The organism is Actinokineospora baliensis, from assembly GCF_016907695.1.
Lineage (GTDB): Bacteria > Actinomycetota > Actinomycetes > Mycobacteriales > Pseudonocardiaceae > Actinokineospora > Actinokineospora baliensis.
On sequence record NZ_JAFBCK010000001.1, the window covers coordinates 3,255,448 to 3,281,385 of the forward strand.

The 25,938-nt window shown below is 71.5% G+C and carries 26 protein-coding genes; 15 read left to right on the forward strand and 11 right to left on the reverse strand.

Annotation, left to right across the window (positions count from 1 at the left end; translation table 11 throughout):
- Positions 1-45 precede the first annotated feature (45 nt).
- The 3 genes from JOD54_RS15590 to JOD54_RS15600 all read right to left on the reverse strand — a co-directional run bounded on the left by JOD54_RS15590 (position 46) and on the right by JOD54_RS15600 (position 1,320).
- Positions 46-534 carry a beta-class carbonic anhydrase gene (locus JOD54_RS15590; RefSeq protein ID WP_204451221.1) on the reverse strand — a complete coding sequence of 163 codons (489 nt, stop codon included), beginning with the start codon at positions 532-534 and terminating at the stop codon, positions 46-48.
- 132 nt (positions 535-666) lie between these two features.
- Positions 667-936: a DUF2631 domain-containing protein gene (locus tag JOD54_RS15595; RefSeq protein ID WP_204451222.1), complete on the reverse strand. Its 270-nt coding sequence runs from the start codon at positions 934-936 to the stop codon at positions 667-669.
- Between the two features lie 114 nt (positions 937-1,050).
- The gene (locus JOD54_RS15600) at positions 1,051-1,320 is read right to left on the reverse strand and encodes a GlsB/YeaQ/YmgE family stress response membrane protein (RefSeq protein WP_204451223.1); all 270 of its coding nucleotides are present in this window, start codon (positions 1,318-1,320) and stop codon (positions 1,051-1,053) included.
- A 208-nt stretch (positions 1,321-1,528) separates the two neighbouring features.
- On the opposite strand from JOD54_RS15600, the gene dxr reads away from it, so the two are divergent.
- The 6 genes from dxr to map are packed head-to-tail and all read left to right on the forward strand — an operon-like array spanning position 1,529 to position 8,871.
- Entirely contained in the window at positions 1,529-2,797 is a 1,269-nt protein-coding gene (gene dxr / locus JOD54_RS15605; protein ID WP_204451224.1) for a 1-deoxy-D-xylulose-5-phosphate reductoisomerase, read from the forward strand.
- Position 2,798: 1 nt separating this feature from the next.
- Positions 2,799-4,013, forward strand: coding sequence for a M50 family metallopeptidase (locus tag JOD54_RS15610; protein WP_204451225.1), 1,215 nt, complete (start codon positions 2,799-2,801; stop codon positions 4,011-4,013).
- Positions 4,014-4,050: 37 nt separating this feature from the next.
- Positions 4,051-5,214, forward strand: a complete 1,164-nt coding sequence (ispG, locus tag JOD54_RS15615) for a flavodoxin-dependent (E)-4-hydroxy-3-methylbut-2-enyl-diphosphate synthase (protein WP_204451226.1) — start codon at positions 4,051-4,053, stop codon at positions 5,212-5,214.
- A gap of 59 nt (positions 5,215-5,273) precedes the next feature.
- Positions 5,274-6,131 carry a GNAT family N-acetyltransferase gene (locus JOD54_RS15620; protein ID WP_204451227.1) on the forward strand — a complete coding sequence of 286 codons (858 nt, stop codon included), beginning with the start codon at positions 5,274-5,276 and terminating at the stop codon, positions 6,129-6,131.
- 55 nt (positions 6,132-6,186) lie between these two features.
- Positions 6,187-7,989 carry a penicillin-binding transpeptidase domain-containing protein gene (locus JOD54_RS15625; RefSeq protein ID WP_204451228.1) on the forward strand — a complete coding sequence of 601 codons (1,803 nt, stop codon included), beginning with the start codon at positions 6,187-6,189 and terminating at the stop codon, positions 7,987-7,989.
- A 24-nt stretch (positions 7,990-8,013) separates the two neighbouring features.
- Positions 8,014-8,871 (forward strand): type I methionyl aminopeptidase, encoded by an 858-nt coding sequence (gene map / locus JOD54_RS15630; RefSeq protein ID WP_204451229.1) that lies wholly within the window; start codon positions 8,014-8,016, stop codon positions 8,869-8,871.
- Here map and JOD54_RS15635 read toward each other — a convergent pair.
- Positions 8,858-9,568, reverse strand: coding sequence for a hypothetical protein (locus JOD54_RS15635; protein ID WP_204451230.1), 711 nt, complete (start codon positions 9,566-9,568; stop codon positions 8,858-8,860). The two genes, map and JOD54_RS15635, sit on opposite strands and share 14 nt — an antisense overlap.
- Positions 9,569-9,616: 48 nt before the next feature.
- Between JOD54_RS15635 and JOD54_RS15640 the strand changes: the two genes are divergently transcribed.
- Positions 9,617-11,140 (forward strand): cobyric acid synthase, encoded by a 1,524-nt coding sequence (locus tag JOD54_RS15640; RefSeq protein ID WP_204451231.1) that lies wholly within the window; start codon positions 9,617-9,619, stop codon positions 11,138-11,140.
- 7 nt (positions 11,141-11,147) lie between these two features.
- On the opposite strand, the gene JOD54_RS15645 is transcribed toward JOD54_RS15640, so the two are convergent.
- The gene (locus tag JOD54_RS15645; protein ID WP_204451232.1) at positions 11,148-11,822 is read right to left on the reverse strand and encodes a FadR/GntR family transcriptional regulator; all 675 of its coding nucleotides are present in this window, start codon (positions 11,820-11,822) and stop codon (positions 11,148-11,150) included.
- A 47-nt stretch (positions 11,823-11,869) separates the two neighbouring features.
- Between JOD54_RS15645 and JOD54_RS15650 the strand changes: the two genes are divergently transcribed.
- The gene (locus JOD54_RS15650) at positions 11,870-13,126 is read left to right on the forward strand and encodes a CynX/NimT family MFS transporter (RefSeq protein ID WP_204451233.1); all 1,257 of its coding nucleotides are present in this window, start codon (positions 11,870-11,872) and stop codon (positions 13,124-13,126) included.
- 469 nt (positions 13,127-13,595) lie between these two features.
- On the opposite strand, the gene JOD54_RS15655 is transcribed toward JOD54_RS15650, so the two are convergent.
- Both JOD54_RS15655 and JOD54_RS15660 read right to left on the reverse strand, forming a co-directional pair.
- Complete coding sequence (locus JOD54_RS15655; protein WP_204456304.1) at positions 13,596-14,990, reverse strand: mycothione reductase; 1,395 nt, start codon at positions 14,988-14,990, stop codon at positions 13,596-13,598.
- Positions 14,991-15,039: 49 nt separating this feature from the next.
- Positions 15,040-15,576 (reverse strand): YbhB/YbcL family Raf kinase inhibitor-like protein, encoded by a 537-nt coding sequence (locus JOD54_RS15660; protein WP_204451234.1) that lies wholly within the window; start codon positions 15,574-15,576, stop codon positions 15,040-15,042.
- 140 nt (positions 15,577-15,716) lie between these two features.
- Here JOD54_RS15660 and JOD54_RS15665 point away from each other — a divergent pair, with 140 nt between their 5' ends.
- Complete coding sequence (locus JOD54_RS15665; protein ID WP_204451235.1) at positions 15,717-16,766, forward strand: M48 family metallopeptidase; 1,050 nt, start codon at positions 15,717-15,719, stop codon at positions 16,764-16,766.
- Between the two features lie 489 nt (positions 16,767-17,255).
- Here JOD54_RS15665 and JOD54_RS15670 read toward each other — a convergent pair whose 3' ends face one another.
- The 3 genes from JOD54_RS15670 to JOD54_RS34165 all read right to left on the reverse strand — a co-directional run bounded on the left by JOD54_RS15670 (position 17,256) and on the right by JOD54_RS34165 (position 18,902).
- Positions 17,256-17,471 (reverse strand): hypothetical protein, encoded by a 216-nt coding sequence (locus tag JOD54_RS15670; protein ID WP_204451236.1) that lies wholly within the window; start codon positions 17,469-17,471, stop codon positions 17,256-17,258.
- Between the two features lie 191 nt (positions 17,472-17,662).
- A complete protein-coding gene (locus JOD54_RS15675) occupies positions 17,663-17,992 on the reverse strand; it encodes a YnfA family protein (protein ID WP_307860080.1) in 330 nt (109 codons plus the stop codon).
- Positions 17,993-17,996: 4 nt separating this feature from the next.
- Positions 17,997-18,902: a M15 family metallopeptidase gene (locus JOD54_RS34165; protein ID WP_307860081.1), complete on the reverse strand. Its 906-nt coding sequence runs from the start codon at positions 18,900-18,902 to the stop codon at positions 17,997-17,999.
- Positions 18,903-19,043: 141 nt separating this feature from the next.
- Between JOD54_RS34165 and JOD54_RS15680 the strand changes: the two genes are divergently transcribed.
- Complete coding sequence (locus tag JOD54_RS15680; RefSeq protein ID WP_204451238.1) at positions 19,044-19,811, forward strand: S1 family peptidase; 768 nt, start codon at positions 19,044-19,046, stop codon at positions 19,809-19,811.
- A gap of 13 nt (positions 19,812-19,824) precedes the next feature.
- Positions 19,825-20,265, forward strand: coding sequence for a GNAT family N-acetyltransferase (locus JOD54_RS15685; RefSeq protein ID WP_204451239.1), 441 nt, complete (start codon positions 19,825-19,827; stop codon positions 20,263-20,265).
- Here JOD54_RS15685 and JOD54_RS15690 read toward each other — a convergent pair.
- A complete protein-coding gene (locus JOD54_RS15690; RefSeq protein ID WP_204451240.1) occupies positions 20,262-21,422 on the reverse strand; it encodes an 8-amino-7-oxononanoate synthase in 1,161 nt (386 codons plus the stop codon). The genes JOD54_RS15685 and JOD54_RS15690 overlap by 4 nt on opposite strands.
- A 90-nt stretch (positions 21,423-21,512) precedes the next feature.
- Here JOD54_RS15690 and JOD54_RS15695 point away from each other — a divergent pair, with 90 nt between their 5' ends.
- The 4 genes from JOD54_RS15695 (at position 21,513) to JOD54_RS15710 (ending at position 25,873) form a co-directional block, all read left to right on the forward strand.
- Positions 21,513-22,484, forward strand: a complete 972-nt coding sequence (locus JOD54_RS15695; RefSeq protein ID WP_204451241.1) for a cobalt-precorrin-4/precorrin-4 C(11)-methyltransferase — start codon at positions 21,513-21,515, stop codon at positions 22,482-22,484.
- A 31-nt stretch (positions 22,485-22,515) separates the two neighbouring features.
- Entirely contained in the window at positions 22,516-23,673 is a 1,158-nt protein-coding gene (locus JOD54_RS15700; RefSeq protein WP_204451242.1) for a bifunctional cobalt-precorrin-7 (C(5))-methyltransferase/cobalt-precorrin-6B (C(15))-methyltransferase, read from the forward strand.
- 361 nt (positions 23,674-24,034) lie between these two features.
- A complete protein-coding gene (locus JOD54_RS15705) occupies positions 24,035-24,880 on the forward strand; it encodes an alpha/beta hydrolase (protein WP_204451243.1) in 846 nt (281 codons plus the stop codon).
- A 51-nt stretch (positions 24,881-24,931) separates the two neighbouring features.
- Positions 24,932-25,873 (forward strand): hypothetical protein, encoded by a 942-nt coding sequence (locus tag JOD54_RS15710; RefSeq protein ID WP_204451244.1) that lies wholly within the window; start codon positions 24,932-24,934, stop codon positions 25,871-25,873.
- Positions 25,874-25,938 lie beyond the last annotated feature (65 nt).

The window sequence follows — 25,938 nt, forward strand, 5'->3', positions numbered from 1 at the left end:
ACGCGAGAACGGGGACGCGACCGGTGGGTCGCGTCCCCGTTGGTGTTAGACGACCTCGTTGAGCTTGCCGGTGGCGACGTCGAAGGTGAAGCCGCGGACGGAGTCCTTGAGGGGGATGAAGGGGCTGGCCTTGATCCGGGCGACGGACTGGCGGACGTCGGTGTCGAGGTCGTCGAAGGCTTCGGAGGACCAGGCGGGGCGGAGGCCGGTCTCGTCGCGGATGCCGTCGCGGAAGTCCTTGTCGGAGAAGGTGAGCATGCCGCAGTCGGTGTGGTGGATGAGGATGATCTCGCGGGTGCCCAGCAGGCGCTGGCTGATGGCCAGGGAGCGGATCTCGTCCTCGGTCACGACCCCGCCCGCGTTGCGGATGACGTGGGCCTCGCCCTCGGCGAGGCCGAGCACCCCGTAGACGTTGATGCGGGCGTCCATGCACGCCACGACCGCGACGTGCTTGGCGGGCGGCAGCGGCAGCGGGCCCTCGAAGGTCGAGGCGTACGCGGCGTTGTTGGCGAGCAGTTCGTCCGTGACGGACATGGTGGTCCCTTCCGGGAGGTGTGATCGGGCGTTGACCCAAAGCCAACTGCGCACCCGGTCACACCGGCAACGGACGACCACCAGGTGGGCGCCCGCGTAACCACCAATCCGGGCGCTCGTTTGCCCCGAACGCTACCGCCGCCAGGACGTCCGGTTCTTGTGGATCTTCCAGGCGACCCCGCCGAGCATCGTGAGGCCGATGCCGACCAGCCACAGGTCCTCGGTGCGGCCGTGGTGGTTGCCGATGAGCATCACGAACATCGCCAGCCCGGTGAACACCCCGGCGATGAGCGTGCCCTTGGGGAACGACCCGTGCCAGCCCCACTCCGCGGACGGTTCCTCCGCGGGGGTCACGGTGCCCGCCGCGGTGGTCTTCCGCTTCTCCAGCTCCGTGTTCGCCACTGTGCGTTCCTCCTGGCCGCTGTACCTCTGACGCGGGAATCCTCCCACACCCCGCACGCGCCGAGGGCGCCGTGGTGACCCACGGCGCCCTCGGGTGTGACAGGTGTCGCTCGGCTACACCCTGGCCCGGCCCCGACCGGTGACCGCCCGGTAGATGGCGAGCAGGATCACCGCGCCCAGAATCGACAGCAGCCAGGTCCGCAGGTCGAAGAAAGTACCCAGACCGCCGCCGAAGATCGCATTGCCGATGAAGCCGCCGAGAATGGCGCCGACGATACCGATCAGGATCGTGACGATGATGCCACCCGGGTCCTTACCAGGCATGATGGCCTTGGCGATGAGACCGGCGACCAAACCGAGGACGATCCAGCCGAGAATGCCCATCGAAGCTCCTTCCACATGATCGCCGCTTTTCCCGACGATCTTTCCGCGCTGCCGGTGAAGTGCCCGGCGCGCGCGAACTTCACTCCTTCGGAGCGGAACTTTTTTCGGATTGCGCCGTTCGGCCCAACCCGGGCGCAACCACGGCGGAGCCACGATCGGGGGACATCTGCCTGTGCTGGTTGCCGAGCGTGTCCGGACATCGGGAACAATGGCGGTGATGACTGCATCCTTCGCGTCGGGCGGTCCCCGGCGTTCACTGCTCGTGCTCGGGTCGACCGGCTCGATCGGCACCCAGGCACTGGACCTCGTCGCGGCCAACCCCGACCGGTTCACCATGGCCGGGTTGGCCGCTGGCGGGTCCGATCCGGGGCTGCTGGCCGAGCAGGCGCTGCGGCACGGGGTGCGGGCGGTAGCCGTGACCAGGGCGACCGCCGCGCCGGACGTGCAGTTGGCGCTCTACGCCGCCGCGCAGAAAGCGGGCTACGACCGGGGCGACTTCGCGGTGCCCAAGATCTTCGCGGGCCCGGACGCGGTCACCGAGCTGATCGAGGCGGTGCCCACCGACATCGTGCTCAACGGCATCACCGGGTCGCAGGGCCTCGCGCCGACCCTCAAGGCTCTGGCCTCGGGCGCCACGCTCGCGCTGGCCAACAAGGAGTCGCTGGTCGCCGGTGGTGACCTGGTGCTCGCCGCGGCCAAGCCGGGTCAGATCGTGCCGGTCGACTCCGAGCACTCCGCGATGGCCCAGGCGCTGCGCGGCGGCCGCGCCGAGGAGGTCGACCGGCTGGTGCTGACCGCCTCGGGTGGTCCCTTCCGCGGCCGGACCCGCGCCGAGCTGCTCGACGTCACCGCCGAGCAGGCGCTGCGGCACCCCACCTGGGCGATGGGCCCGGTCATCACCGTCAACTCGGCGACCCTGGTCAACAAGGCGCTCGAGCTGATCGAGGCGCACCTGCTCTTCGGTGTGCCCTACGACCGCATCGACGTCGTGGTGCACCCCCAGTCGGTGGTGCACTCCATGGTCACCTTCACCGACGGCTCCACCCTGGCCCAGGCGAGCCCGCCGGACATGCGGCTGCCCATCGCGTTGGCCCTGGCCTGGCCGGACCGGGTGCCGGGGGCGGCACGGGCCTGCGACTGGTCGACGGCCACCCAGTGGACCTTCGAGCCGCTCGACGACGACACCTTCCCCGCGGTGCGCCTGGCCAGGGCGGCGGGGGCGACCGGCGGCTGCCTGCCCGCGGTGTTCAACGCCGCGAACGAGGAGGCCGTCGCCGCCTTCCTGCGGGGCGACACCACCTTCACAGTCATCGTGGACACTGTGAGTCGGGTACTCGATGACGCCGCCGCCTGGCACGGCGCGCCGCGCGAGGTCGAGGATGTGCTCGCCGCCGAGCACTGGGCCCGCGCCCGCGCGCGAGAGCTCCTCGCGGTGACTGTTGCCCCGCGCGCCGCCGCGGGGTCGGGAAGGGACTGACGTGTTCGTTTGGCTGCTGGGGCTCGTGCTGTTCGCGCTGGGCATCTGTTTGTCGGTCGCGCTGCACGAGGCCGGGCACATGCTCTCGGCCAAGGCGTTCGGCATGCGGGTGCGCCGCTACTTCATCGGGTTCGGCCCGACCCTGTTCTCCTTCCGGCGGGGGGAGACCGAGTACGGGCTCAAGGCGATCCCGGCGGGCGGGTTCTGCGAGATCGCGGGCATGACCGCGCTCGACCAGGTGACCCCGGAGGAGTCCCCGCGGGCGATGTGGCGCTTCGCCACCTGGAAGCGCGTCGTGGTGCTGGCCGCCGGGTCGATCACGCACTTCATCCTCGGCTTCATCATCCTGTACCTGATGGCCGTCACCATGGGCCTGCCCAACACCACGGACCGGCCGCTGATCGGCAGCACCAGCTGCGCCGCACCCACGCAGGACCCGAAGACCCTCAAGCTCGCCGACTGCACCTCGGCCGACCCCTCGCCCGCGGCCGCCGCGGGCCTGCGGGCGGGCGACGAGATCATCAGCGTCAACGGCAAGCCGGTCGAGTCCTACACGCAGCTGGTCGGCACCATCCGCGACCTGCGCGGGCAGAGCACCTTCGTGGTCGACAACGACGGGGAGCGGCGCACGCTGACCATCGACGTCGCCACCGTCAAGCGCGCCGCCATCGGCGCCAAGCCGGGCACCGACAACCAGCTCAACGACGTCGGCGCGATCGGGGTCGGCAAGGGCGGCTACTTCACCTACGGCGCGGTGTCCGGGTTCTCCGGCGCCGTGGTGTTCACCGGGGAGATGTTCGCCGCCACCTGGGAGGGCCTGATGCGCTTCCCGGAGAAGATCCCGGCGGTGATCCGCGCCATCGGCGGCGAGGACGACCCGGAGCGCCCGGTCAGCGTGGTCGGCGCCAGCATCATCGGCGCGGACGCCGCCGAGGCGGGCGTCTGGGAGATCTTCGTGCTGATGCTGGCGATGCTGAACTTCTTCGTCGGCGTGTTCAACCTGCTGCCGCTGCTGCCGCTCGACGGCGGCCACATCGCGATCACCCTCTACGAGCGGGTGCGCGACCTGCTGCGCAAGGCGCGCGGCAAGGCCCCCGCCGGTCCGGTCGACTACAACCGGCTGGCTGGCGTGACCATGGTGCTCGTCATCATCGGCGGCGCGATCGTGCTGCTCACGGTGACCGCCGACATCGTCAACCCCATCCGCTTGCAATGACGCTCAGCCCAGCCGTGCTCAACCCAGAGAGGCCCCCATGTCCGACGTGATGCTCGGCATGCCAGCCGTCCCGCCGCCGGTGCTCGCCGAGCGCCGCAAGACCCGTCAGCTGCAGGTGGGGACGGTCGGGGTGGGCAGCGACCACCCGATCTCGGTGCAGTCGATGACCACCACCGTCACCGCCGACGTCAACGCCACGCTGCAGCAGATCGCCGAGCTGACCGCGTCCGGCTGCGACATCGTCCGGGTGGCCTGCCCGTCGCAGGACGACGCCGACGCGCTGGCCGCCATCGCGGCCAAGTCGCAGATCCCGGTGATCGCCGACATCCACTTCCAGCCCAAGTACGTCTTCGCCGCCATCGAGGCGGGCTGCGCCGCGGTGCGGGTGAACCCGGGCAACATCCGCAAGTTCGACGACCAGGTCAAGGAGATCGCGCACGCCGCGCGCGACCGGGGCACCCCGATCCGGATCGGCGTCAACGCCGGGTCGCTGGACCCGCGGCTGCTGGCCAAGTACGGCAAGGCGACCCCGGAGGCGCTGGCGGAGTCGGCGCTGTGGGAGGCGTCGCTGTTCGCCGAGCACGACTTCCACGACATCAAGATCTCGGTCAAGCACAACGACCCGGTCGTGATGGTGCGCGCCTACGAGCTGCTCGCCGAGCAGTGCGACTACCCGCTGCACCTGGGTGTCACCGAGGCGGGGCCCGCCTTCCAGGGCACGATCAAGTCCGCCGTGGCCTTCGGCGCGCTGCTGCGGCAGGGCATCGGCGACACGATCCGGGTGTCGCTCTCGGCGCCGCCGGTCGAGGAGGTCAAGGTCGGCTCGCAGATCCTGCAGTCGCTCAACCTGCGCCCGCGCAAGCTGGAGATCGTCTCGTGCCCGTCGTGCGGGCGCGCCCAGGTGGACGTCTACAAGCTCGCCGACCAGGTGACCGCCGGTCTGGAGGGCATGACGGTGCCGCTGCGGGTCGCGGTCATGGGCTGCGTGGTCAACGGGCCGGGCGAGGCCCGCGAGGCGGACCTGGGGGTGGCCTCCGGCAACGGCAAGGGCCAGATCTTCGTCAAGGGCCAGGTGATCAAGACCGTGCCCGAGGCGCAGATCGTGGAGACCCTGATCGAGGAGGCCATGCGCTTGGCCGAGGAGATGGGCGAGCCGGTGGACGGGGAAACCGGGGCGCCGACCGTCGTCGCCGTCGGCTGAGCGGGTTGACCACGTCGACGTCCGTTTGCCGGGCGCGCGGTTTCTGGCACGCTTGAGCTGTGTTGCGGCTAGCGGGAGCGCGACTGCTCGACGAGCGGGACGGCCAGGCGGTGCGCGCGGTGCTCACCGCCGACCCGGTCGCGTCCTGCATGGTCGCCGCGCGGATCGAAGTGGCTGGGCTGGACCCGTGGCGGCTCGGCGGTGAGGTGTGGGGCTGCGACACGCGCGGGCTGCGGCCCGCGAGCAGGCTCGAGGCGCTGTGCTTCGCCGGGCCGAACCTGATCCCGTTGCGCGGCAAGCGCTCGGCGTTGCGCTCGTTCGCCGACCGGGCGTTGCGGCGCAGGCGGATGTGCTCGTCGATGGTGGGCCCCGCCGAGCAGGTGCTGGGGCTGTGGGCCGAGCTGGAGGCCGAGTGGGGTCCGGCGCGCGAGGTGCGCGCCGACCAGCCGCTGATGGCGATCTCCAGCACCCCGCTGGTGACCCCGGACCCGCTGGTGCGCCCGGTGCGCCCGGACGAGCTCGACCGCTACCTGCCCGCCGCGGTGCGGATGTTCATCGAGGAGGTCGGCATCGACCCCCGGCTGGGTGACGGCGGCGCGGGCTACCGGGCCAGGGTCGCCGAGCTGATCGCCGCAGGCCGCGCGTTCGCCCGGTTCGAGGGCGGTGACGTGGTGTTCAAGGCCGAGATCGGCGCGATGTCGAGCCAGGTGGGGCAGATCCAGGGCGTGTGGGTGCACCCGGACCGGCGCGGGCACGGCCTGGGCGCGTCGGGCACGGCGGCGGTCGCGCAGCGGTTGGTCAGCGGGATGGGCCGCACCGCGAGCCTGTACGTCAACGGCTACAACGCGCCCGCCCGCGCGGTCTACGACCGGATCGGGTTCGCGCAGGTCGGGCAGTACGCCACCGTGCTGTTCTGAGCGCCGGGCTGCCGGTTCGCGCCGCCGGTCGGCCGGAATTGGGCATACTGCGCCCGTGCGTGCCTCACTCCGTCACCCCACCGTGCTGCTCGTCGCCGTGCTGACCGCGCTCCCGCTGACGGGGTGCGGGCTGTTCGGTTCCGACACCGAGCCGCAGGACGCCGCCAACCAGTTCGTCGCCGCCTTCGCCGGCGGGGACACCGCCTCCGCCTCGGCGCAGACCGATTCGGCCGAGTCGGCCAAGGCGCTGATGGACAAGGTGCGCGGCGCGCTCAAGCCGTCCACGGTCACCGCCCAGGTGAGCAAGGTGGAGCAGGCCGAGGGCACCGCGAAGGTGACCTACCAGATCACCTGGGACCTGGGCCGCGCCCGCCTGTGGGCCTACGACTCGACCTTCGAGCTGCGCAGGCACGACGACGCGTGGAAGGTGCACTGGGAGCCGACGGTGCTGCACCCGAAGCTGGCCGCGCAGCAAACCCTGGCCGTGCAGGACGCCGACGCGCAGCTCGCGCCGGTGCTCGACCGCGACGGTGAGCCGGTGCTGCAGCCGGAGAAGGTCGTCTCGGTGCTGTTCGAGCCCGCGAAGGCCCCTGACGCCAACGCCGTCGCCGGTGAGCTGGCCAAGGCGCTGTCGGGCATCGACGCGACGATCACCGCCGCCTCCATCCTCGACTCGGCCTCGAAGACCAACGGGCAGCCGTACCAGGTGGTGGCGCTGCGCGACGCGGACTACCAGAAGGTCCGGTCGCTGATCTACGACCTGCCCGGCGTGCGGTTCACCACGTCGTCGCGGCTGCTGGCGGTGGACCGCAAGTTCGCCCCGACCCTGCTGCCCAACCTCCGCAAGGTCGTCGAGGAGCAGGTGCAGGGCAAGTCCGGGTGGCGGGTGTACACGGTCGACAGCGCGGGGGCCGAAGGCGAAGAACTGTTCGCGAAGGCCGCCGAGCCCGCGAAGGCGGTGCAGCTGGCGCTGAGCAAGAAGGCGCAGAACGCCGCACAGGCCGCGATCGCGGGCGAGGCGACACCGTCGATGATCGTGGCGATCCAGCCCTCCACCGGCGAGGTGCTCGCGGTGGCGCAGAACGACCCGGCGGACAAGGAGGGCGCGCTGGCGCTCACCGGCCGCTACCCGCCCGGCTCGACGTTCAAGATCGTGACGGCCGCCGAGGCGATCTCCTCCGGCAAGGCGACCGCGGAGACCCCGCTCGGCTGCCCCGGCACGACCGTGATCGACGGCCGCGAGATCCCCAACAGCGGCAAGTTCGACAAGGGCGTCATCCCGCTGCGCAGCGCGTTCGCCTTCTCCTGCAACACCACCTTCGCCACGCTCGCCCTGGCGATGGGCCCCGACGACCTGACCCAGATGGCCAAGCGGCTCGGCCTCGGCGTGGACTACGTGGTGGCGGGCAGCACGACGATCACCGGGTCGGTGCCGCCTGCCAGCGGCAAGACCGAGCGCGCCGAGGACGGGTTCGGCCAGGGCAAGGTGGTCGCCAGCCCGTTCGGCATGGCCGTGGTCGCCGCGACCGTGGCCTCCGGGGCGGTGCCCAAGCCGGTGCTGGTGCGCGGGGTGGAGACCAAGTCCGACGCGGCGGGCGACCCGGTGCCCGGCACCGTGCTCGACCCGGTGCGCGCGATGATGGCCGAGGTCGTCGCCAGCGGCACCGCCACCGCGCTCAAGCCGTACGGGGACGTGCGCGGCAAGACCGGGACCGCCCAGTTCGGCGACGGCACGCACTCACACGGGTGGTTCGTCGGCTACCGCGGCGATGTGGCGTTCGCGGTGCTGCTGACCGATGTGGGGCAGTCCGGTACCGCCGTCCAGGCGGCGGGCCGGTTCCTGGCCGCCCTGGGCTGATCCGGGGGTCGTAGGGTGGAGGGCATGTCCGTTCGTGCCCCGTTGACGCCCGGCGTGCAGACGCCCCGCCGGGTCGTGCCGTCCACCATCGTCCGGCCCGAGTACGTCGACCGCCCCGCGCCCGCGCGCAACACCGACCCGTGGGTCCAGCCGCCGGAGATCATCGAGGCGATGCGGGTGGCCGGTCGGATCGCCGCCCAGGCGCTGCGCGCGGGCGGCGAGGCGGTCAAGCCGGGCGCCACCACCGACGACGTCGACGCCGTGGTGCACGAGTTCCTGCTCGACCACCGGGCCTACCCCTCGACCCTGGGCTACCGCGGCTTCCCGAAGTCGTGCTGCGTGTCGCTCAACGAGGTGATCTGCCACGGCATCCCGGACTCGACGGTGATCGAGGACGGCGACATCGTCAACATCGACGTGACCGCCTACCTCGGCGGCGTGCACGGCGACACGAACGCGACCTTCCTCGCCGGTGAGGTGCGCGAGGAGGCCAGGCTGCTGGTCGAGCGCACCCGCGAGGCGACGATGCGCGCGATCGCCGCGGTGCGCCCCGGCCGCGAGTTCAACGTCATCGGCCGGGTCATCGAGAAGTACGCCAAGCGCTTCGACTACGGCGTGGTGCGCGCGTTCACCGGGCACGGCATCGCCAGGTCGTTCCACAGTGGACTGGTGGTGCTGCACTACGAGGACCTCACCGACCGGACCGTGATGGAACCGGGGATGACCTTCACCATCGAGCCGATGATCACCCTGGGCGGCATCGACTACGACATGTGGTCCGACGACTGGACCGCCACCACCCGGGACAAGTCGTGGACCGCGCAGTTCGAGCACACCCTGGTGGTCACCGACACCGGCTCGGAGATCCTCACCCTCCCGTAGCGGCCTGCGACCCCAGCAGGACCTCGAGCACCAGGGTCGCGACCGGCTCCGCGTCGGTCGCGACCGCCAGGTGGTGCAGGTCGACGCCACGCACCGGCCAGCCGAGGTCCCGCGCGGTGTCGGCGTCGCTGCGGTGTTCTGCGGACAGGTGGACGTACCCGGCCGCTCCGGTCCACCGCACGCTGGGCCGGTCCTCCTTGAGGAACACCAGCGGCACCTCGGGTGCCTCTTCGGCGATCTCGGCGCGCAGGTCCGCGTCCGCTATAGGGGCCAGCGGGTCGCTGCCGGACCATTCGGGCCAACGGGGGAGTAGTCCGTCACGGCTGCGGCCGCGCAGCTCGGCGTAAGGCGCTGGGTTGCATTCGCGCCAGCTCTGCCCGGGGGTGGGCAGGTCGGCGTCGAGGTAGAGCAGGCAGCGGACGTCGTCTTCGAGTTCGTCGGCGAACGCGGGCAGCAGGGGGCCCGCGGCACCGTGCCCGACCAGCGCGATCGGGCCGGTGAGCGCGGCGTCGGACAGGGCGTCGGCGAACGCCCCGATCAGCCGTTGGTGGACCGGGGCGGCCGAGACGCTGGGCCGCAGGTCGAGCACTACGGTGGGGTGACCGAGCGCGGCGAGCGCGTCGGCCAGCGGCCGCAGGCTTGCCGGACCCAGGTACGGGCTGTGCACCAACACCGCGGTGACCGCTGAGACGGGCATAACCGAAGATGATTGCAGGCTGGCGGGGGCGACGGGGAGGGGGACGCGGTGGCGGGTGCGCTGCTGGTGGCCGGGACGACCTCCGACGCCGGGAAGAGCGTTCTGGTCGCCGGTCTCTGCCGGTGGCTGGCGCGCCAGGGGGTGCGGGTCGCGCCGTTCAAGGCGCAGAACATGTCCAACAACTCGATGGTCACCTTCGACGGCGGCGAGATCGGCCGGGCCCAGGCGGTCCAGGCGGCTGCCTGCGGCTTGGAGCCCAGCGTCAGGTTCAACCCGGTGCTGCTCAAGCCGGGCTCGGACCGAACGTCGCAGGTGGTCGTCCTCGGTAAGCCCACCGGTGTCGCCTCCGCGTTGTCCTATAGGGAGCGCAAAGCAGAGCTCATGCAGACCGTCCTGGCGACGCTCGCTGGTCTACGCGCGGAGTTCGAGGTCGTCGTGTGTGAGGGCGCGGGCTCTCCTACCGAGATCAACCTCCGGGCCAACGACATCGCCAACATGGGCTTGGCGCGCGCCGCAGACCTGCCGGTGATCGTCGTCGGGGACATCGACCGCGGCGGTGTCTTCGCGCACCTCTATGGCACTCTCGCCTTGCTCGACGCTGCGGATCAGGCGCTCATCGCGGGGTTCGTCATCAACAAGTTCCGCGGCGACCCCGCCCTGCTAGAGCCTGGATTGCGCCAACTACGCGATCTGACCGGCCGCGACGTGCTCGGTGTGCTGCCGTGGCGCGAAGAACTGTGGCTAGACGCGGAAGATTCGCTGTCTTACGCCGCCGACGGCGTAGTGGGACGTCCAGCGCCCCCGTTGGGATCTCAGTGGCTGAGGATCGCGGTCGTGCGGCTGCCCCGGATCTCCAACGCGACCGACGTAGAAGCCCTGGCGTGCGAGCCGGGGGTGTCAGTCCGGTTCGTCACCGAGCCATCGCGGCTGGCTGATGCGGACGTAGTTGTCCTACCAGGCTCCAAGTCGACCGTGGACGACCTCGCGTGGTTGCGCCGCACCGGCTTGGCTGAAGCGGTGGTCGCGCACGCTAAGAGGGGGCTACCGGTGCTCGGTGTGTGTGGCGGCTTCCAGATGCTCTCGCGGCAGATCGACGACCGGGTCGAGTCCGGCGCCGGGCTCGTCGACGGGTTGGGGTTGGTCGACGTGGATGTCGAGTTCGCCGTCGACAAGACCCTCACCCGGCCGACCGGTGTCGTGTTCGGCGAACCCGCGGTCGGCTACGAGATCCACCACGGCCGCGTCTCGCGTCGGGGAGACCTCCCCGGCCTGGTCGACCTTCCCGGAGGCGAAGTGGAAGGAGTCGCCGCGGGACCGGTCCTGGGCACCCACTGGCACGGCCTGCTGGAGAATAACGCCGTGCGCCGCCGCTTCTTGACCTGGGCCGCCGCACAAGCCGGTCGAGACGGGTTCCAGCCTGCGGCCGACGTCGACTTCGCCGCGGCGCGCCAAGGGCAGCTCGATCTCCTCGGCGACCTGGTGGCCGACCACCTCGACGCCGACGCCGTCCGCCGGTTGCTCGACTCCGGCGCCCCGACCGGCCTGCGCGCCCTGCCGCCGGGAGCCTCCTGAGATGCGCCTACTCGGTGTCGAGGTCGGCGATGAGCTCGTCGAGGAACCCGGCCGCCTCGGCGGCGGCGCGGTCGCTGTCCTGGTCGCGGATCGCCGACAGCAGCCGCTGGTGGTCGACGGTGGCCAGGTTGGGCTTGGTGCTCACGGTGGAGGCCACCGAGGCGCGCACGACCTCCGTGAGGCCCTGGTAGAGCTCGGCGAGCAGCGGGTTGTGCGAGCAGCGGACCACCGCGAGGTGGAACGCGGCGTCCTGGTCGATGCCGACCTCGTAGTCGCGCGCGGACATCGAGTGGTCGCGGGCGTCGAGCAGTTCGGTGAGCTCCGCGAGCTCCTCGTCGGTGCGGTGCGCCGCGGCCAGCCGGGCGCCCTCGACCTCCAGGGTGCGCCGGACCTGCAGCACGTCGCGCAGCTCGGTGCCTGCCAGCCTGCGCACGGCGCCGGAGAACTCGCTGGTGGCGCGCACGAAGGTGCCGTCGCCCTGGCGGACCTCGAGCAGGCCCGCGTGCGAGAGCGCGCGGACCGCCTCGCGCACGGTGTTGCGGCCGACGCCCAGCGCGGTGACCAGCTCGGGCTCGGTGGGGATGCGCTCGCCGACCTTCCACTCCGCGCTGGTGATCGCCGCGCGCATCTGCTCGATCACCTGGTCGACGAGGCCGGAACGCCGGGTAGTGGCCAACGGCACAGCGCCATCCTTTCAGCCAAACATCCTATGTTTGTGATACTCGACCCGTGACGCTCCACCGCAGGCGCAGCACCAAGGACGTCAAGATTGCCACGCCGACCCCGCCGCGTGGGGCACGGTCGGCGCACCCGAGGAGAAACAGTGCCCGGACGGCCCTGGTCGGCACACCGTTGCTCATCATCGGGGTCGCTCTCGCGGCGGTGAACCTGCGACCCGCGGTCACCAGTCTGGCATCCCTGCTGGAGCAGGTGCGCGGGTCCGTCGGCGCCAGTCACGCCTGGGCCAGCGCGTTGACGGCGCTGCCGGTGGTCTGCTTCGGTGCCGCCGGGATCCTGGCACCCCGGCTGAACAGGCGCTTCGGCATCGCCAGGGCGGTCGGCGGGGCACTGGCCCTGCTCACCGCCGGACTGGTGATCCGCGTGCTCGACGGACCCGCCGTTGTGCTCGGCGGCACACTGCTCGCCTGCGCGGGTATCGCCCTGGGTAACGTCCTGTTGCCCGTAGTGATCAAACAGTCCTACCCCCACCGGCTCGGCGTGGTGACGGGCATCTACATGGGAGCCGTATCCGGCGGCGGCGCTATAGGTGCCGCATTGACCCCGCGCCTGCACAGCGCGCTAGAGGACTGGCGACTGTCTCTAGGCGCGTGGGCTGTTCTTGCCGCCGCTGCGGTTGTGCTGTGGAGCATCTCCGCCCGCCACGCGGACAGCACGACCGTCGAACCGCCCAAGCCGCGCCGGTCGTTGCTGCGCAACCGGCTCGCGTGGACGGTGACGGTCTTCTTCGGCCTCCAGGCCCTGGTCGCCTACGTGATCATGGGCTGGCTCCCCGAAATGCTCGTCGAAGCGGGCGTCGACCGCGCCACGGCAGGCCTCTACCTGGGCATCTGCACCCTGTTCGGCGTCCCGACCGGCCTGCTCTTCCCACCCCTGGCGGTCCGCCTGCGCTCGCAGTCGGCACTCATCTCCACCCTCACCGCGATCGGCGGCCTAGGCCTGGTCGGCCTCCTGATCGCCCCCGCCGCCGCCCCACTGGCCTGGAGCCTCCTCGCAGGCGTAGGCATGGGCGTCTTCCCCTTGGCCATCACCGTCCTGGCCCTGCGCACGGACGATCCCGCCGACACCGCGGCCCTCTCCGCCATGGCCCAATCCTTCGGCTACCTGATCGCCGCCTGCGGCCCTTTCCTGTTCGGCCTACTCCGCGGCACCACCGGCTCCTGGACGGCATCGCTCATCCTGGCCCTCGCCGTCACCGCCGCCCAGACGGTGGTGGGCTGGTCAGCGGGCCGCCCGCGCACGGTCTAGTCGAAGGGCAAGATCGGGCCGGGCGTTGGCGACGGCCTTCGGCACACGTGGACGGCCGCGATGTTGCAGGCACCACCTCGCGGCGCCGGAGCGCAGACCCAGCGGCTCGGGCGCGGTGGCGTGGGGCTGTCGCCTACCGCCCCAGTGTGGGGAACCGGTCGGTGTCTGGGCGGATCGCCTTCGCTGTGACCGCCGCCCAGACGGTGGTGGGCTGGTCAGCCGGTCGATCGCGCACGGTGTCGTCGGGGGGGCGAGCTGAGTTGGGCGTTGCCGACGGCCTCCGGCACGCGTGGACGGCCGCGATGCTGCAGGTGCCACGTCGCGGCGCGCGAGCGGAGACCTAGCGGCCCGGGCGATCGGCAGGGGCCGTGGGGCTGCCGTCCACCGCCCCTATGTTGGTGAACCGGTCGGTGCCTGGGCGGCATCGCCCGTGCTGGGGCTTGCCGTGTGCCGCTCAGGCCTCGACTGCCTAGTCGAAGGGCAGGTTGAGCAGGGCGTTCTCCACGACCTCCGGCATCCCGGGGTGGATCCAGTACTGGCCGCGGGCCATCTGCTTGGCGTCCAGGCCGAAGCTCATCGCCTGGATGATCGGTTGCAGGAGGGTCGGGGCCTGGGGGCCGATGATGTGGGCACCCAGGATCTGTGCCGTGTCCGGGTCGGCGATGACCTTCGCGAAGCCGGTCTCGTCCTCCATCGCCCAGCCGTAGGCGATGCCGCCGAAGGTCTGGGTGGCGGTGATCCAGCGGATGCCCCGGCGCTCGGCTTCCTGTTCGGTGATGCCGACCGCGGCGATCTGCGGGGAGCTGAACACCGCGTGCGGGACGAACCGGTGGTCGGCGGCGCGGAGGTCTTCCGGGTGCAGCAGGTTGTGCTGGACGATCCGGGCCTCGTGGTTGGCGACGTGCTTGAGCTCGAACGGGGAGCTGATGTCGCCCAGTGCCCAGATCCCCTCGGCGGAGGTGCGCTGGTACTCGTCGACGACCACGTGGCCGGTCGGGGCGACGGCGATCCCGGCGGCGGCCACGTCGAGTTGGTCGGCGTTGGGGGTGCGGCCGACCGCGACCAGCAGCAGGTTGCCGTCGGCGGTTTCCGCGCCGTCGGGGCCCTCCAGGTGCAGTCGGACGCCGCCGTCGTGGCGTTCGACGCGCAGTGCTTTGCGGTCGAGCCGGACGTCCCAGCGCTTCTGGGCCAGCTCGGTGAACCGCTGGCTGACGTCGCGGTCCTCGGCGCGCAGCAGGGCGCCCGAGCGCGCCACCACGGTCACCTCCACGCCGAACGACGAGAACACGTGCGCGAACTCGGCCGCGACGAACCCGCTGCCCAGGATGACCAGCCGCCGGGGCAGCTCGTCGATGCGCATGATCGTGTCGCTGGTGTGGAAGTCGATGTCGTGGATGCCGTCGATCTCGGGCACCACCGCGCGGCCGCCCGCGGCGAGCACGATCTGGTCGCCGGTGATCGTCTCGACCGGGGACCCGTCGTTGGGCGTGATCTCCAGCGCCCGCTCGCCGGTGAACCTCGCCGACCCCTGGTACACGGTCACGTTGGCGTTGTCCGCGTGCTCCACCCGGTAGCGCTCGCCCCCGGCAGCGATCGGGTCGATCCGGCCGAAGATCCGGTCCCGGACGTCGGTCCAGCGCACCCCGTCGAGCGTGGTGTCCACGCCGAGGCGCGCCGAGTGCCCCGGCACCGCGGCCAGGTCGGCGGCGTGCACGAACATCTTGGTCGGGATGCAGCCGACGTTGAGGCACGTCCCGCCGAACACCCCGCGCTCGACCAGCGCCACGCGCTTGCCCGCGAACCGCGGATCGAGCAGCGAGTTGCCGGAGCCGGTCCCGATGATCACCAGGTCGTAGTGGGCCACGAACCCATCCAACCGCATCGGGACCGGTCCGCATTCCCGGCCCGCGCGCTCAGTGCGCGAAGGTCGGCGCGAGGATCGCCCTGGCCAGGGTGTGGAAGGCGAGGTTGAAGCTCACCACAGCCGCGCTGGAGTCCTGGTCGACGTCGAGCGCGTCGACGTCGACGGCGTGCACCACGAAGTAGTACCGGTGCACCTGGTCGCCCTGGGGCGGGGCGGCGCCGCCGTAGTCGCGGGAGCCGAAGTCGGTCCGCACGTGGAAGGCGCCCGCAGGCAGCCCGTCGTCGCCGCTGCCCGCGCCGGTGGGCAGCTCGGTGGTCCCCGCGGGCAGGTTGACCGCGACCCAGTGCCAAAACCCGCCGGGGATCGGGGCGTCGGGGTCGAAGCAGGTGACGACGTAGCTCTTGGTGCCCTCGGGGGCGCCCGACCAGGCCAGCTGGGGCGAGACGTTCTCCCCGCCCGACGACCCGTGCGCGTACCGGCCCGCCAGCGGTTCGCCGTCGCGCACGTCGGTGGAGGTGACGGTGAACGCGCCCACCTGGGGCAGCAGCTCGTAGGGGGCGGGAGCGACCGGGCGGTCCAGGCTCATCGGGTTCCTCGCAGCCAGTGGGGTGATCTTCCCGGTCGAATCTAGTCGGGCCCGAAACCGATCGCCTGTGGACAACTCCGCCAACCGGACCACGGACGCGCCTACTGTGGAGGGCGACACCCCCGGGGAGGAACGACCAGATGACCGACAACACCGAGCACGAGGTATCGCGTTCGACCAGCCGCGTGCGGTTCCCGCGGATCAGCCCGAGGGCCTACGAGCACCCGGCCGACCGCGGTGCCATGGCCACCCTGCGCGCCGTGCCCGGCCTGTCGGAGGTCCTCAAGTCCGTCGCGGGCCTGTTCAGCGAGCGCGGCGAGCGGCTGATGGCCCTCGCCTCGACCATCCGGGTCGGCGACAAGCAGTACCCGAAGATCAACCAGCTGCGGCTGGAGTCGGCGGAGGTGCTCGACCTCGACACCGCGCCGAACCTGTTCATCCAGCGCAGCCCGCACGCCAACGCCATGGCCATCGGCATCGACGAGCCGTTCATCGTGGTCACCACCGCGCTGGTGGAGGCGATGGACACCGAGAGCCTGCGCTTCGTCATCGGCCACGAGATGGGCCACGTGCTCTCCGGCCACGCCGTGCTGCGCACCGTGCTGCTGCGGCTGGTGAACCTGCAGCAGACGATGGCGCTGCTGCCGCCGAGCGCGCTCGCGCTGCGGGCCATCCTGGCCGCGCTCAAGGAGTGGTTCCGCAAGGCGGAGCTCACCGCCGACCGCGCGGGCCTGTTGGCGGGCCAGGACCCGGCCGCCGCGCTGCGCGCGCACCTCTACCAGGCGGGCGCCACCGACCTCACCCAGATCGACATCCCGTCGTTCCTGCAGCAGGCCAAGGAGTACGAGGAGATCGACGACATCCGCGACAGCATCCACAAGCTGCGCAACGTCGAGGGCATGACCCACCCGTTCGCCGTCGTGCGCGCCGCGCAGTTGCAACGCTGGGCCGCCTCCGACGAGTACCGCGAGATTCTCACCGGCCAATACCAACGCCGCGACGACGACGCCCCCGCGGGCAACCTCGGCGACGACCTGCGCTCGGCGGCCAAGTCGTACAAGGAGTCGTTCGCCGACTCCACCGACCCCTTGATCACCCTCCTCAACACCGTCGGCTCCACCATCTCCGACACGGCGGGCAAGGTCTTCAGCAAGTTCGGCTCCCGCCCGGAGAACACCGCCAGCAACTGAGCCGCTCCCTGGACCCTTCGGTGCCAGATGCTCGATGGGGCGGACTTGGTTTGCGTGGGGTGGCGGCAGTCGTAGCGTTTCAGCGCGGACAGGGCCATGCTTTTCGGCCCCAGCTTTGCGGTCCTGCCACGGCTGGTGCAGGGGCCCCGCGCAAACCGAGTTCGCCCCATCGAGCACACCGCACCACCACGAACCGACCCCGCCAACCCGGCCCACCGAGTCAACCCCGCCAGCCCGACCACTGGACACTCGGAAGCCGTCCACCCAATGCTTGATGGGGCGGACTTGGTTTGTGTGGGGTGGCGGTGCCCGTAGCGTTGTGCGCTGCAGGGCCATGCTTTTCGGCCCCAGCTTTGCGGTCCTGCCACGGGTAGCGCAGGGGCCCCGCGCAAACCAAGTTCGCCCCATCGAGCACTCCCACACCCCGCGACATCGGCGGCCCGCTCCGGACTTCTGGAGCGGGCCGCTGCGGCTGTGTGGGGTCGCCTGTTACGAGCGGGACCGCCGGGGGCGGTGTTGCCACCAGCCGATCGCCGTCGCGGCCAGGACCATGAGGGTGGCCGCGCCGGTGGCCACCGCGGCGGCTACCCCGGTTTGCTGCCAGGTCGGGGCCGGGTAGGGGAACCCGACCGCGAACCACAGCAGCCACACGGCGAGGAACAACCATCTCCTGCCGGTCTTGGGGGTCGTCTTCGTGCTGGTCACCACCGGTCCTCCTGAGTGCTCAGGTCGCTGTGCGTCACCATCGGTGCGGCGCGCGGTGTCCGCCGCGCGTGGCACCGATCAGGCGAACACCGTTGGGGCAGTTGCCCGATCCGGTGCCGCGATTGCCGCACGCGGTCCATTTCAGGGTCGCGCGTCCTGTGCGCAGCGTTACACCGTCCACCTGATGGGGCTCACCCGCGCGGGCCGTACATGATCACCGCGACCCCGATCAGGCACAGCGCGGAGCCGAGCAGGTCCCACCGGTCCGGGCGGAACCCGTCGACCACCACGGCCCAGGCCAGCGAGCCCGCCACGAAGATCCCGCCGTAGGCGGCCAGGACCCGGCCGAAGTGCGCCTCCGGCTGCAGGGTGGCCACGAACCCGTAGGCGCCGAGGGCCAGGACCCCGCCGACGACCCACAGCCAGCCCCGGTCCTCGCGCACGCCCTGCCACACCAGCCACGCCCCGCCGATCTCGGCGAGCGCGGCGACGACGAACAGCACCACCGACCGCAGCGGCACCCGCTCAGCCCCCGGTCGCGCTGAAGTGCTGGCGGTCGACCGGTGAGGTCCAGGTGCCGCCCCAGGTCCAGCCGATCGAGCTGAACGCGCGGACCACCGGGTCACCGGCGAAGACCATGCCAGGGCGACGATTCGACCTGTCCACATAGGAGGATGCGAGCTCCGGCAGCACGAGCTTTCCCTTCGTGTAAGGGTTGCAGAACGGGTTGATGTCGATCGCCAGGCCCGAGGCGTGCGCCGACCATGTGGTGCCGGTGCGCACCGCCCGGCAGACGAACGAGCCGGTGTTGTTGCCGTCCCCGGTCGGCGGTAGGTCCAATTCGGACAGTGCGGTCACCCGCATCTCCTCAAGCGGGAACCGGTGCGCGAACAGGGTTTCGAACACCTTCGTCACGTTGCCCGCGACGGAGGCGTTGACCAGCATCTCGCCGGTGTGCGGCTTCCCGTCGAACCCCCAGAACGACATGGTCAGGTACCGCAGCTGCCCCAGCGACACCGGGCACCCCGCGTGCCAGGTGCTGCGCCGCGCCACCGCGTCGGGCACCGCCGAGATCGTCGCCGCGTAGCGACCGCCCGCGGGCGGCGGCAGGAGGTCGGCGGTCGGCAGTGCGCGGTTGGCCAGGACCGCGGGCGTCGGGAGGATCTTCCCGAAACCGTCCGGCCCCAGCGGCAGCGGCGTCGCGCCGACCACCCACACCGGGGGCGGGGCAGGCACCGGCGAGGTACTGGTCGGGGCCGCGTTCGTGGTGGTCACGGGCGTGGTGGTCAAGGGCGTCGTGGTGGACGTCGTCGCGCTCAGCGTTGTGGTCGGGACGGTGGTGGCCGAGGCGGAGGCCGCGCGTTGCTGCTCGGGGGTCACGCACCCGGCGGTGGCGAGCAGCAGGCACAGCGCGGTGAGGAGGCGACGCACGGCCCCCAGCATGCCACCCGGCAAGGTCCACCCGTTCGAGCGACAGCGCAGAGTAACCGTTCGCCACGGATTTGACCTACCGTGTCGACCCTGGGCTCCCCACCCACCCCACCCGCCCCACCCCGAACAGGAGATCTCGCCATGGCGCGATACGTCCGCCGCGTCCTCGGTGCCCTTGCCGCCCTGGCGATCATCGCCGCGGTGGTCCTCGGCCAGTTCTTCCGCGCCGAGGCGGGCCAGCAGATCGTCGGGGGTCAGCGCGCCGCCATCGCCGACCACCCGTACGTGGTCTACCTGGCCACCACCGACGGTTTCCAGTTCTGCGGCGGCACCCTGGTCACCCGGGACAAGGTCGTCACCGCCGCGCACTGCGCCAAGGCGTACCCCCGCGACCGGGTGCGGGTGGTCGCCGGTCGCGAGGACAAGGCGAGCACCGAGGGCAGCACCGTCGAGGTCAAGGACATCTGGGTGCACCCGGACTACCGCGATGTCACCCTGGGTGACGATGTCGCCGTGCTCACCCTGGCGCAGCGGGTGGGCTACCGGCCGCTCCCGCTGGCCACCGACCAGGCGCTCTACGCCGCCGAGACCCCCGCGACGATCCTCGGCTGGGGTCGGGTGGCCGAGACCGGCCCGGCGTCGCGCTACCTGCTCGGCGCCGAGGTCCGCATGGTCTCCGACACCGAGTGCGCCGCGGACTACGACAGCTTCTACGAGGTCCCGATGGTCTGCGCGGGCCTGCCGCAGGGCGGGATCGACACCTGCCAGGGCGACTCCGGCGGCCCCCTTGTGGTCGACGGCAGGCTGGTGGGCATCGCGTCGTGGGGCCAGGGTTGCGCCGAGGCGGGCAGTCCCGGCGTGTACACCCGCATCTCGACCTACGTGGACCTGATCACCGACCACCTGTGATATCCACACCGTCGTGACCCTGCACGTCGTTCCCGGCCCAGAGTTGACCACGACAGACCTCTATGCCCTCTTGCGCCTCAGAGTCGACGTGTTCGTGGTCGAGCAGAACTGCCCGTACCCCGAACTCGACGGGCAAGACCTGCTCGCCACTACCGTCCATGTCTGGTGGCAGCCGGATTCGACGCCCTTGTCCTGCCTGCGCGTACTGGGCACCTCCGGCGCACTACGACGTGTAGGCCGCGTCTGCACGGCTCTTGATGCCCGGGGGAGTGGCCTAGGTGGACGTCTTATGGCTGCCGCGCTGGACATCGTTGGCCTGGACGAGAGTGTTCTAGACGCGCAGTTGCACGCCCAGTCCCTCTATGCGCGGCACGGCTACCTTCCCGAGGGAGAGCCCTTCGAGGAAGACGGCATCATGCACATCCGCATGCGCCGCCCGGCGACCGCCGACTAGCGGGGCGCGCACCGGGTGATCACGTCGACCGCCCGGTCGATGTCGCCTTCGCTCAGGTCGGCCCGCGCGGTCAGCCGCAGCCGGGAGATCGAGTCCGGGACCGACGGGGGCCGGAAGCAGCCGACCCACACGCCCGCGGCCCGGCAGTCGTTCGACCACGCCAGGGCGGCGTCCGGGGAAGGGGCCCGCACCGACACCACCGCCGCGCTGGGCTCGCTCACGGTCAGGCCCGCCGCCGAGAGGCGTTCGGCGAGGGTCGTCGCCACCGTCAGGGCGCGTTCAGGGCGGTCCGGCTCCTCCTTGAGCACGGTCAACGCCGACAGCGCGGCGGCCGCGCTGCTGGGGGCCAGGCCGGTGTCGAAGATGAAGCTGCGCGCGTTCTCCACCAGGTGCCGGATCACGCGTCGGGGGCCGAGCACGGCGCCGCCCTGCGCCCCGAGCGACTTCGACAGCGTCACCGTGATGACCACGTCCGGGTCGCTCGCCAGACCCGCCGCGGACACCGCGCCGCGACCGCCTTCGCCGAGCACGCCCAGTCCGTGCGCGTCGTCGACGATCAGCGCCGCACCGTTCTCCCGGCACACCGCGGCCAGTTCGGGCAGGGGCGCGAGGTCACCGTCCACACTGAACACGGAGTCGGTGACGTACACGGCCCGCTCGGTCCGCCGCGTCGACAGCGCCCGCCCGGCCGCGGCCGGGTCGCTGTGGCCGACCACGGCGACCTCGGCGCGCGAGAGCCTGCAGCCGTCGATCAGCGAGGCGTGGATGTGCGAGTCGGTGACGATGGAGCAGGTCTTGCCCGACAGCGCGGTCACCGCGCCGAGGTTCGCGGCGAACCCGGAGGAGAACACCAGCGCCGCCTGCGTGCCGCAGAAGCGGGCGAGCTCGAACTCCAGTTCGCTGTGCAGTTCCGTGCTGCCGGTGACCAGCCGCGACCCGGTCGACCCCGCGCCCCAGCGCAGGGTCGCGGCGGCGGCGGCCCCGGCGACGCGCTTGTCCCTGGCCAGCCCGAGGTAGTCGTTGCCTGCCAGGTCCAGCAGGTCCGAGTCGGGCCCGCGCGGCCGCAGCTGCCTGCTCAGGCCCGCCTTGCGGCGGTCGTCGGCGTGGCTGTCGAGCCAGTCGAACACCTGGTCGGGGGCGGTGGCGGCGTCGGTCACGGGAGCGAGTCTGGCACCAGGGCCAGCGGGGACAGGGCTGGGGGTGGGAGGTGCTCGGCAGGACGATACGGTCGGGGAATGCGTGGCGCCGTGAGTTTCGTGGGAGCTGGACCGGGTGCGGCCGACCTCATCACCCTGCGCGGTGCGACCAGGATCGCCGAGGCCGATCTGGTGCTCTACACGCCGAGCACGGTGGACCCGGTGTGGCTGCGCGAGCACGCGAGAGCCGACGCCGAGCTCGTCGACCACGGCAGGCTCGGCGCCGACGAGCTCGCCGAGCGCTACCGCGGGGTGGCCAGCAGGCACCACCGGGCCGTCCTGCTGATCGCCGGTGATCCCGCGCAGTGCGCCGACCTGCGGGAGCAGCGCGAGCTGTGCACCAAGATCGGTCTCGACGTCGAGGTGGTCCCCGGGGTGTCGCCGGTGTCCGCGGTCGCGGCGGCCACGGGGAACTCGCTCACGGAGGCCGCGGCGGCCGACACGGCGATCGTCACCGACGCGGCGACCGAGGCCGATTTCGAGCGCATCCGCGATCTCGCCGCCGAGGGGCGCACGCTCGCCGTGAACGCCCCGGCCGCGCGCGCCGCCGAGTTGGCCGAGGCGTTGACCGCCGCGGGGTTGGACCCGCAGGTGCCGGTGGTGGTCGCGCACAAGGTGAGCTGGGCGGACGAGAAGCTGCTGCGCACCACGGTCGGCGAGGTGGTGGCCGAGGTGAAGCGCGCCAACCTGTGGCGGCACGCGCTGTTCCTGGTCGGTGACGCGCTGCGGCAGGCGAAGCCGAGGGCCGGGTACGTGCCGCGGGCCGCGGGGGAGCCGGGCAAGCGGTGGGCGTCGAAGTCGTGGCGGTCCACCGGGACGTGGCCGCGCCGGTCGTGCCCCGAGGCCGAGGTGCCCGCTCAGGCCGACGTCGAGCCCGCGGTTCCCGAGCAGGCTCGACCGGTTGTCGCCGAGGCGGACGTCCCGGCGGTCGAGGCGAAGCCGGTGGTCAAGCGCACTGCCGCCGCGAAGAAGCAGCCGCCGAAGACCGCTCGGGCGACCGCGCGCCGCACCACGAAGAAGTGAGTGCTCTTCGCGATCGTGGTCGAATGTCGTCATGACGGTGACCTTCTTAGGTGGCTCCGAGTTCGACAGCGAGCCGGTGGACTCGGCGGATCTCGTCGTCGGCCCCAAAGCCGCGGTGGCCGGGTACGCGGGGTCCGCTCGGGTGATCGAGACGACCGCCCCGCTCGCTGAGTCGACTGTGGACGCTCTGGTCGCCGCGAAGTCCGCCGTGGTGCTCGTCGCGGGGGACCCGGGGTTCTTCGGTGACTTGAGAACACTGCGGGAGCGAGGTGCCGATGTCGTTGTGCGGCCCGGCCTCACCGATGTCCAGCGCCTGGCGGCGTTGCTGCGGCGCCCGTGGGACGACATCACCGTGGTCAGCGCCTGGGGCCGGGATTTCCGCCGCGCGGTGAACGTCTGCCGTGCTCGCCCGGCCGTCGCCGTGCTCACCGCTCCCGGCGCTGGACCGGCTGAGCTCGCCGCGCAGCTGTCCGGCTGGCGCCGCCAGATCGCGGTGCTCGAGGACATCGGCGGCACCGAGCGGCTGTCCGTTGTGGATGCTGAGCAAGCGCGCGAGCGCGAGTGGCTGGAGCCCAACCTCGTGCTCTGCCTGGCAGTTCCCGAATCGGCCGGGCGGGCGACGTGGATGGCGGGCGGTGAACCCGTTCCGCCCCGGGACGGGTGGGCGTTGGACGACAGCGCTTTCGCTTCCCGCACGGGTGTCGGGACTTCGCCGGAGGTCCGCGCGGTCGCCTTGGCCCGTTTGGCGCCCCGCCCCGGTTCCCTGCTCTGGGACGTGTGCGCGGGCTCGGGTGCCGTCGGCGTCGAAGCCGCCCGCTTGGGTGCCGCCGTGATCGCCGTCGAGGAGGATCCCGGTCTCTGCGTGCGCGTTGTGGCCAACGCTTCGGCGCACGGCGTCGAACTCCGCCTGGCCGACGACGAACCCCTCAGCGGGCTGCCCCGCCCGGATTCGATCTTCCTCGGGTCCGCCCGCCCCGACCTGGTCCGCGCGTGCGCGGGCGCCGGTGCCGACCGGATCGTGGTCAGGGTCGCGGAACTCGACCGGATCACTGCGACCCGCCAAGCCCTGATCAGCGCGGGCTACCGGGTGGACGGCTGCCACCTCGCCACCGCCGTCATCACCGCCGCCGACGGTGCCACGACCCTGGAACCCGCGGCGGGCACCTTCCTGCTCTGGGCGAGTCGCTGAACCGATACACAGAATTGCCAACTGGTCCACGAACGGCGCTCGCCGCCCGGCGACGGCGGGTGGTTCGCCGATCGGTCGATGGCCCAGTGGCCGAATGGGCCCGTACACACTCCCTTGGTACTAGGCCGAAAGCGTGAATGTATCGCCAAACGTGCTGGTGGAACGGTTGTGCGACAGCCGCGCCCGCGGTGTCACACGCAGGTCTGGACCTCTTGTCCGCCAAGGGAGACCGCTGCGTCGGGTGGCCGGGTCCGCTTGTACTGGGAGCGCTCTCCCGGCAACCGTTTCGCTACGGAAGGGCCACAACGAGGCAGTAGACCAATAGGATTCGGCCCAGGGGTCCGTGACGAGCGGAGAACTTGTGAACACTGCGCGAACTGTTCGGCTGTCCCGGCGCTCGGTGCTGTTGGCCGGTGCCGGGCTGGGGGCTGGGCTGCTGGCGGGGTGCCAGCAGGCGTCCCCGTCGGCGTCACCGCCGGAGAACGTGTTGCAGACCAAGGCTCCCACGTCCGAGGTGCCGCCGGTGGTCACCGGGCGCAACCTGTCGGCCGGTCGCTACCGCGAGGTCGACATCGTCATCATCCGGCCGGAGGGCGTGCCGCCGGAGCCCATCCCGGTGTGCATCGCGTTGCACGGGGGCCTGGGCGGGGCGAAGGTGTTCCTCGACTACGGCGTGCCGCAGGTGCTCACCCAGATCGTGAAGGACGGCGCGCAGCCGTTCGCGGTGGTGGCCGTCGAGGGCGGCAACTGGATCGGCAACAAGGACGACGACCCGCACCGCATGCTCAACGAGGACCTGCCCGGCTGGTTGGACTACCACGACCTGGCCAGCACCCCGTTCTCCGTCGTCGGGTTCGGCGAGGGCGGTGCCGCCGCGCTCAACCAGGGCCGCTCGCCCGGCTTCCAGGCGGTCGCGGCGATCAGCCCGAACCTGTACGCCTCGTGGGATTCCGCGCAGCGCACCAACATGTACGACAACCAGGCCCGCTGGGAGCGGCTGGAACCGTTGCGGCACACCATGGAACTGGGCAAGACGCCGATCGGCCTGTGGTGCGGCACCGAGGACACCACCCGGGTGGAGCTGACCGAGCAGTTGGCGCAGAAGGTCAAGGCGGTCAAGACCTCCTTCGGCCCGGGCGGGCACGACGACGCGTACTTCCGCGCGGCCATCCCCGAGGCGCTGAAGTTCGTGGCGGGCTACCTGTAGCCTCGTGCGGGCGGCGCGCCCGTGCGCCGCGAACGACCTGGGGACCAGCGAATGACCGACCGACCAGACCAGCCAGAGCAGCCGAGCGGATCCGAGCCGGGGTACCCGCCGATCCCCGAGCCGAGGCGGACCGACCACACCGGCGCCATCCAACTGGGCATCGTCGCGCTGCGTCCGCTGCACCTGCCGGACTTCGTCAGCGGCATGGTCGGTGCGTTGCGGCGCAACGCGGGCGCGCTGCTGGGTGTGTCGTTGGCGGTGTCGCTGGGCGCCGAGTTGCTGCGCAGGCTGCTGCTGACGCTGTTCGTCGGTGAGGTGCCCAAGCTCGACAGCTTCACCGGCAAGCAGGTGGAGTGGGACGACCTGTCCCCCTACGTCGCCGACCTCGCGATCACCACGGCCACCCTGGGCCTGTTCACCCTGCTGCTGGTGGCGGTGGTCAACGTGGTCGTGCCGCGCGCGGTGTTCGGCCACACGACCAGCGCCAGGCACGCCCTCGGCGAGGCCGCGCCCGCCCTGGGCCGGTTGATCGCGACCGCGCTGGTCGTCGTGGCCATCATGGCCTGCCTCACCGCCGTCGCCGTCCTGCCGGTGGCCGCCGCCGGGTCGGGTGGTGTGCTCATCGCGATCCCCGCGCTGGTCGCCATGGTGTACCTGTCCATCGCCTTCACCTTCGCCCGCGCGATCGTCGTGGTCGAGGGCCTCGGTCCCGCCGCCGCGCTCGACCGCTCGCGCAAGCTCGTGCACGCCGTCGGCTGGTGGCGCCTGGCGGGCATCACGACCCTCGTCGGCGTCGTGCTCGCGCTGATCACCCTGGTGATCACCACCCTGTTCGCCCGCATCAGCGGCGACAGCGTGATCGGCGAGATCCTGGCCGTCGTCTTGGCGGGCACCTTCACCGGGGCCGCCAGCCTCACCGTCGAGTCGCTGCTCTACGTCGACTACCGCGCCCGCACCGAGGGCATCGACGGCCTCTGGCTCAAGGCGGGCTGACCCGCGCGTCACGCCGGTCACACTGTCGGGCGGCGAATGCGGGTGCTCGGCCGCTGAGCGGGCAT

What these genes read in the sequence shown, in the direction of transcription:
- JOD54_RS15635 (WP_204451230.1), bottom strand. Translation starts at nt 9,568, where the DNA reads ATGCCCGTCTCAGCGGTCACCGCGGTGTTGGTGCACAGCCCGTACCTG.
- JOD54_RS15590 (WP_204451221.1), bottom strand. Translation starts at nt 534, where the DNA reads ATGTCCGTCACGGACGAACTGCTCGCCAACAACGCCGCGTACGCCTCG.
- JOD54_RS15700 (WP_204451242.1), top strand. Translation starts at nt 22,516, where the DNA reads ATGACGGTGACCTTCTTAGGTGGCTCCGAGTTCGACAGCGAGCCGGTG.
- JOD54_RS15710 (WP_204451244.1), top strand. Translation starts at nt 24,932, where the DNA reads ATGACCGACCGACCAGACCAGCCAGAGCAGCCGAGCGGATCCGAGCCG.
- JOD54_RS15660 (WP_204451234.1), bottom strand. Translation starts at nt 15,576, where the DNA reads ATGAGCCTGGACCGCCCGGTCGCTCCCGCCCCCTACGAGCTGCTGCCC.
- JOD54_RS15600 (WP_204451223.1), bottom strand. Translation starts at nt 1,320, where the DNA reads ATGGGCATTCTCGGCTGGATCGTCCTCGGTTTGGTCGCCGGTCTCATC.
- JOD54_RS15680 (WP_204451238.1), top strand. Translation starts at nt 19,044, where the DNA reads ATGGCGCGATACGTCCGCCGCGTCCTCGGTGCCCTTGCCGCCCTGGCG.
- ispG (WP_204451226.1), top strand. Translation starts at nt 4,051, where the DNA reads ATGTCCGACGTGATGCTCGGCATGCCAGCCGTCCCGCCGCCGGTGCTC.
- JOD54_RS15665 (WP_204451235.1), top strand. Translation starts at nt 15,717, where the DNA reads ATGACCGACAACACCGAGCACGAGGTATCGCGTTCGACCAGCCGCGTG.
- map (WP_204451229.1), top strand. Translation starts at nt 8,014, where the DNA reads ATGTCCGTTCGTGCCCCGTTGACGCCCGGCGTGCAGACGCCCCGCCGG.
- dxr (WP_204451224.1), top strand. Translation starts at nt 1,529, where the DNA reads ATGGCGGTGATGACTGCATCCTTCGCGTCGGGCGGTCCCCGGCGTTCA.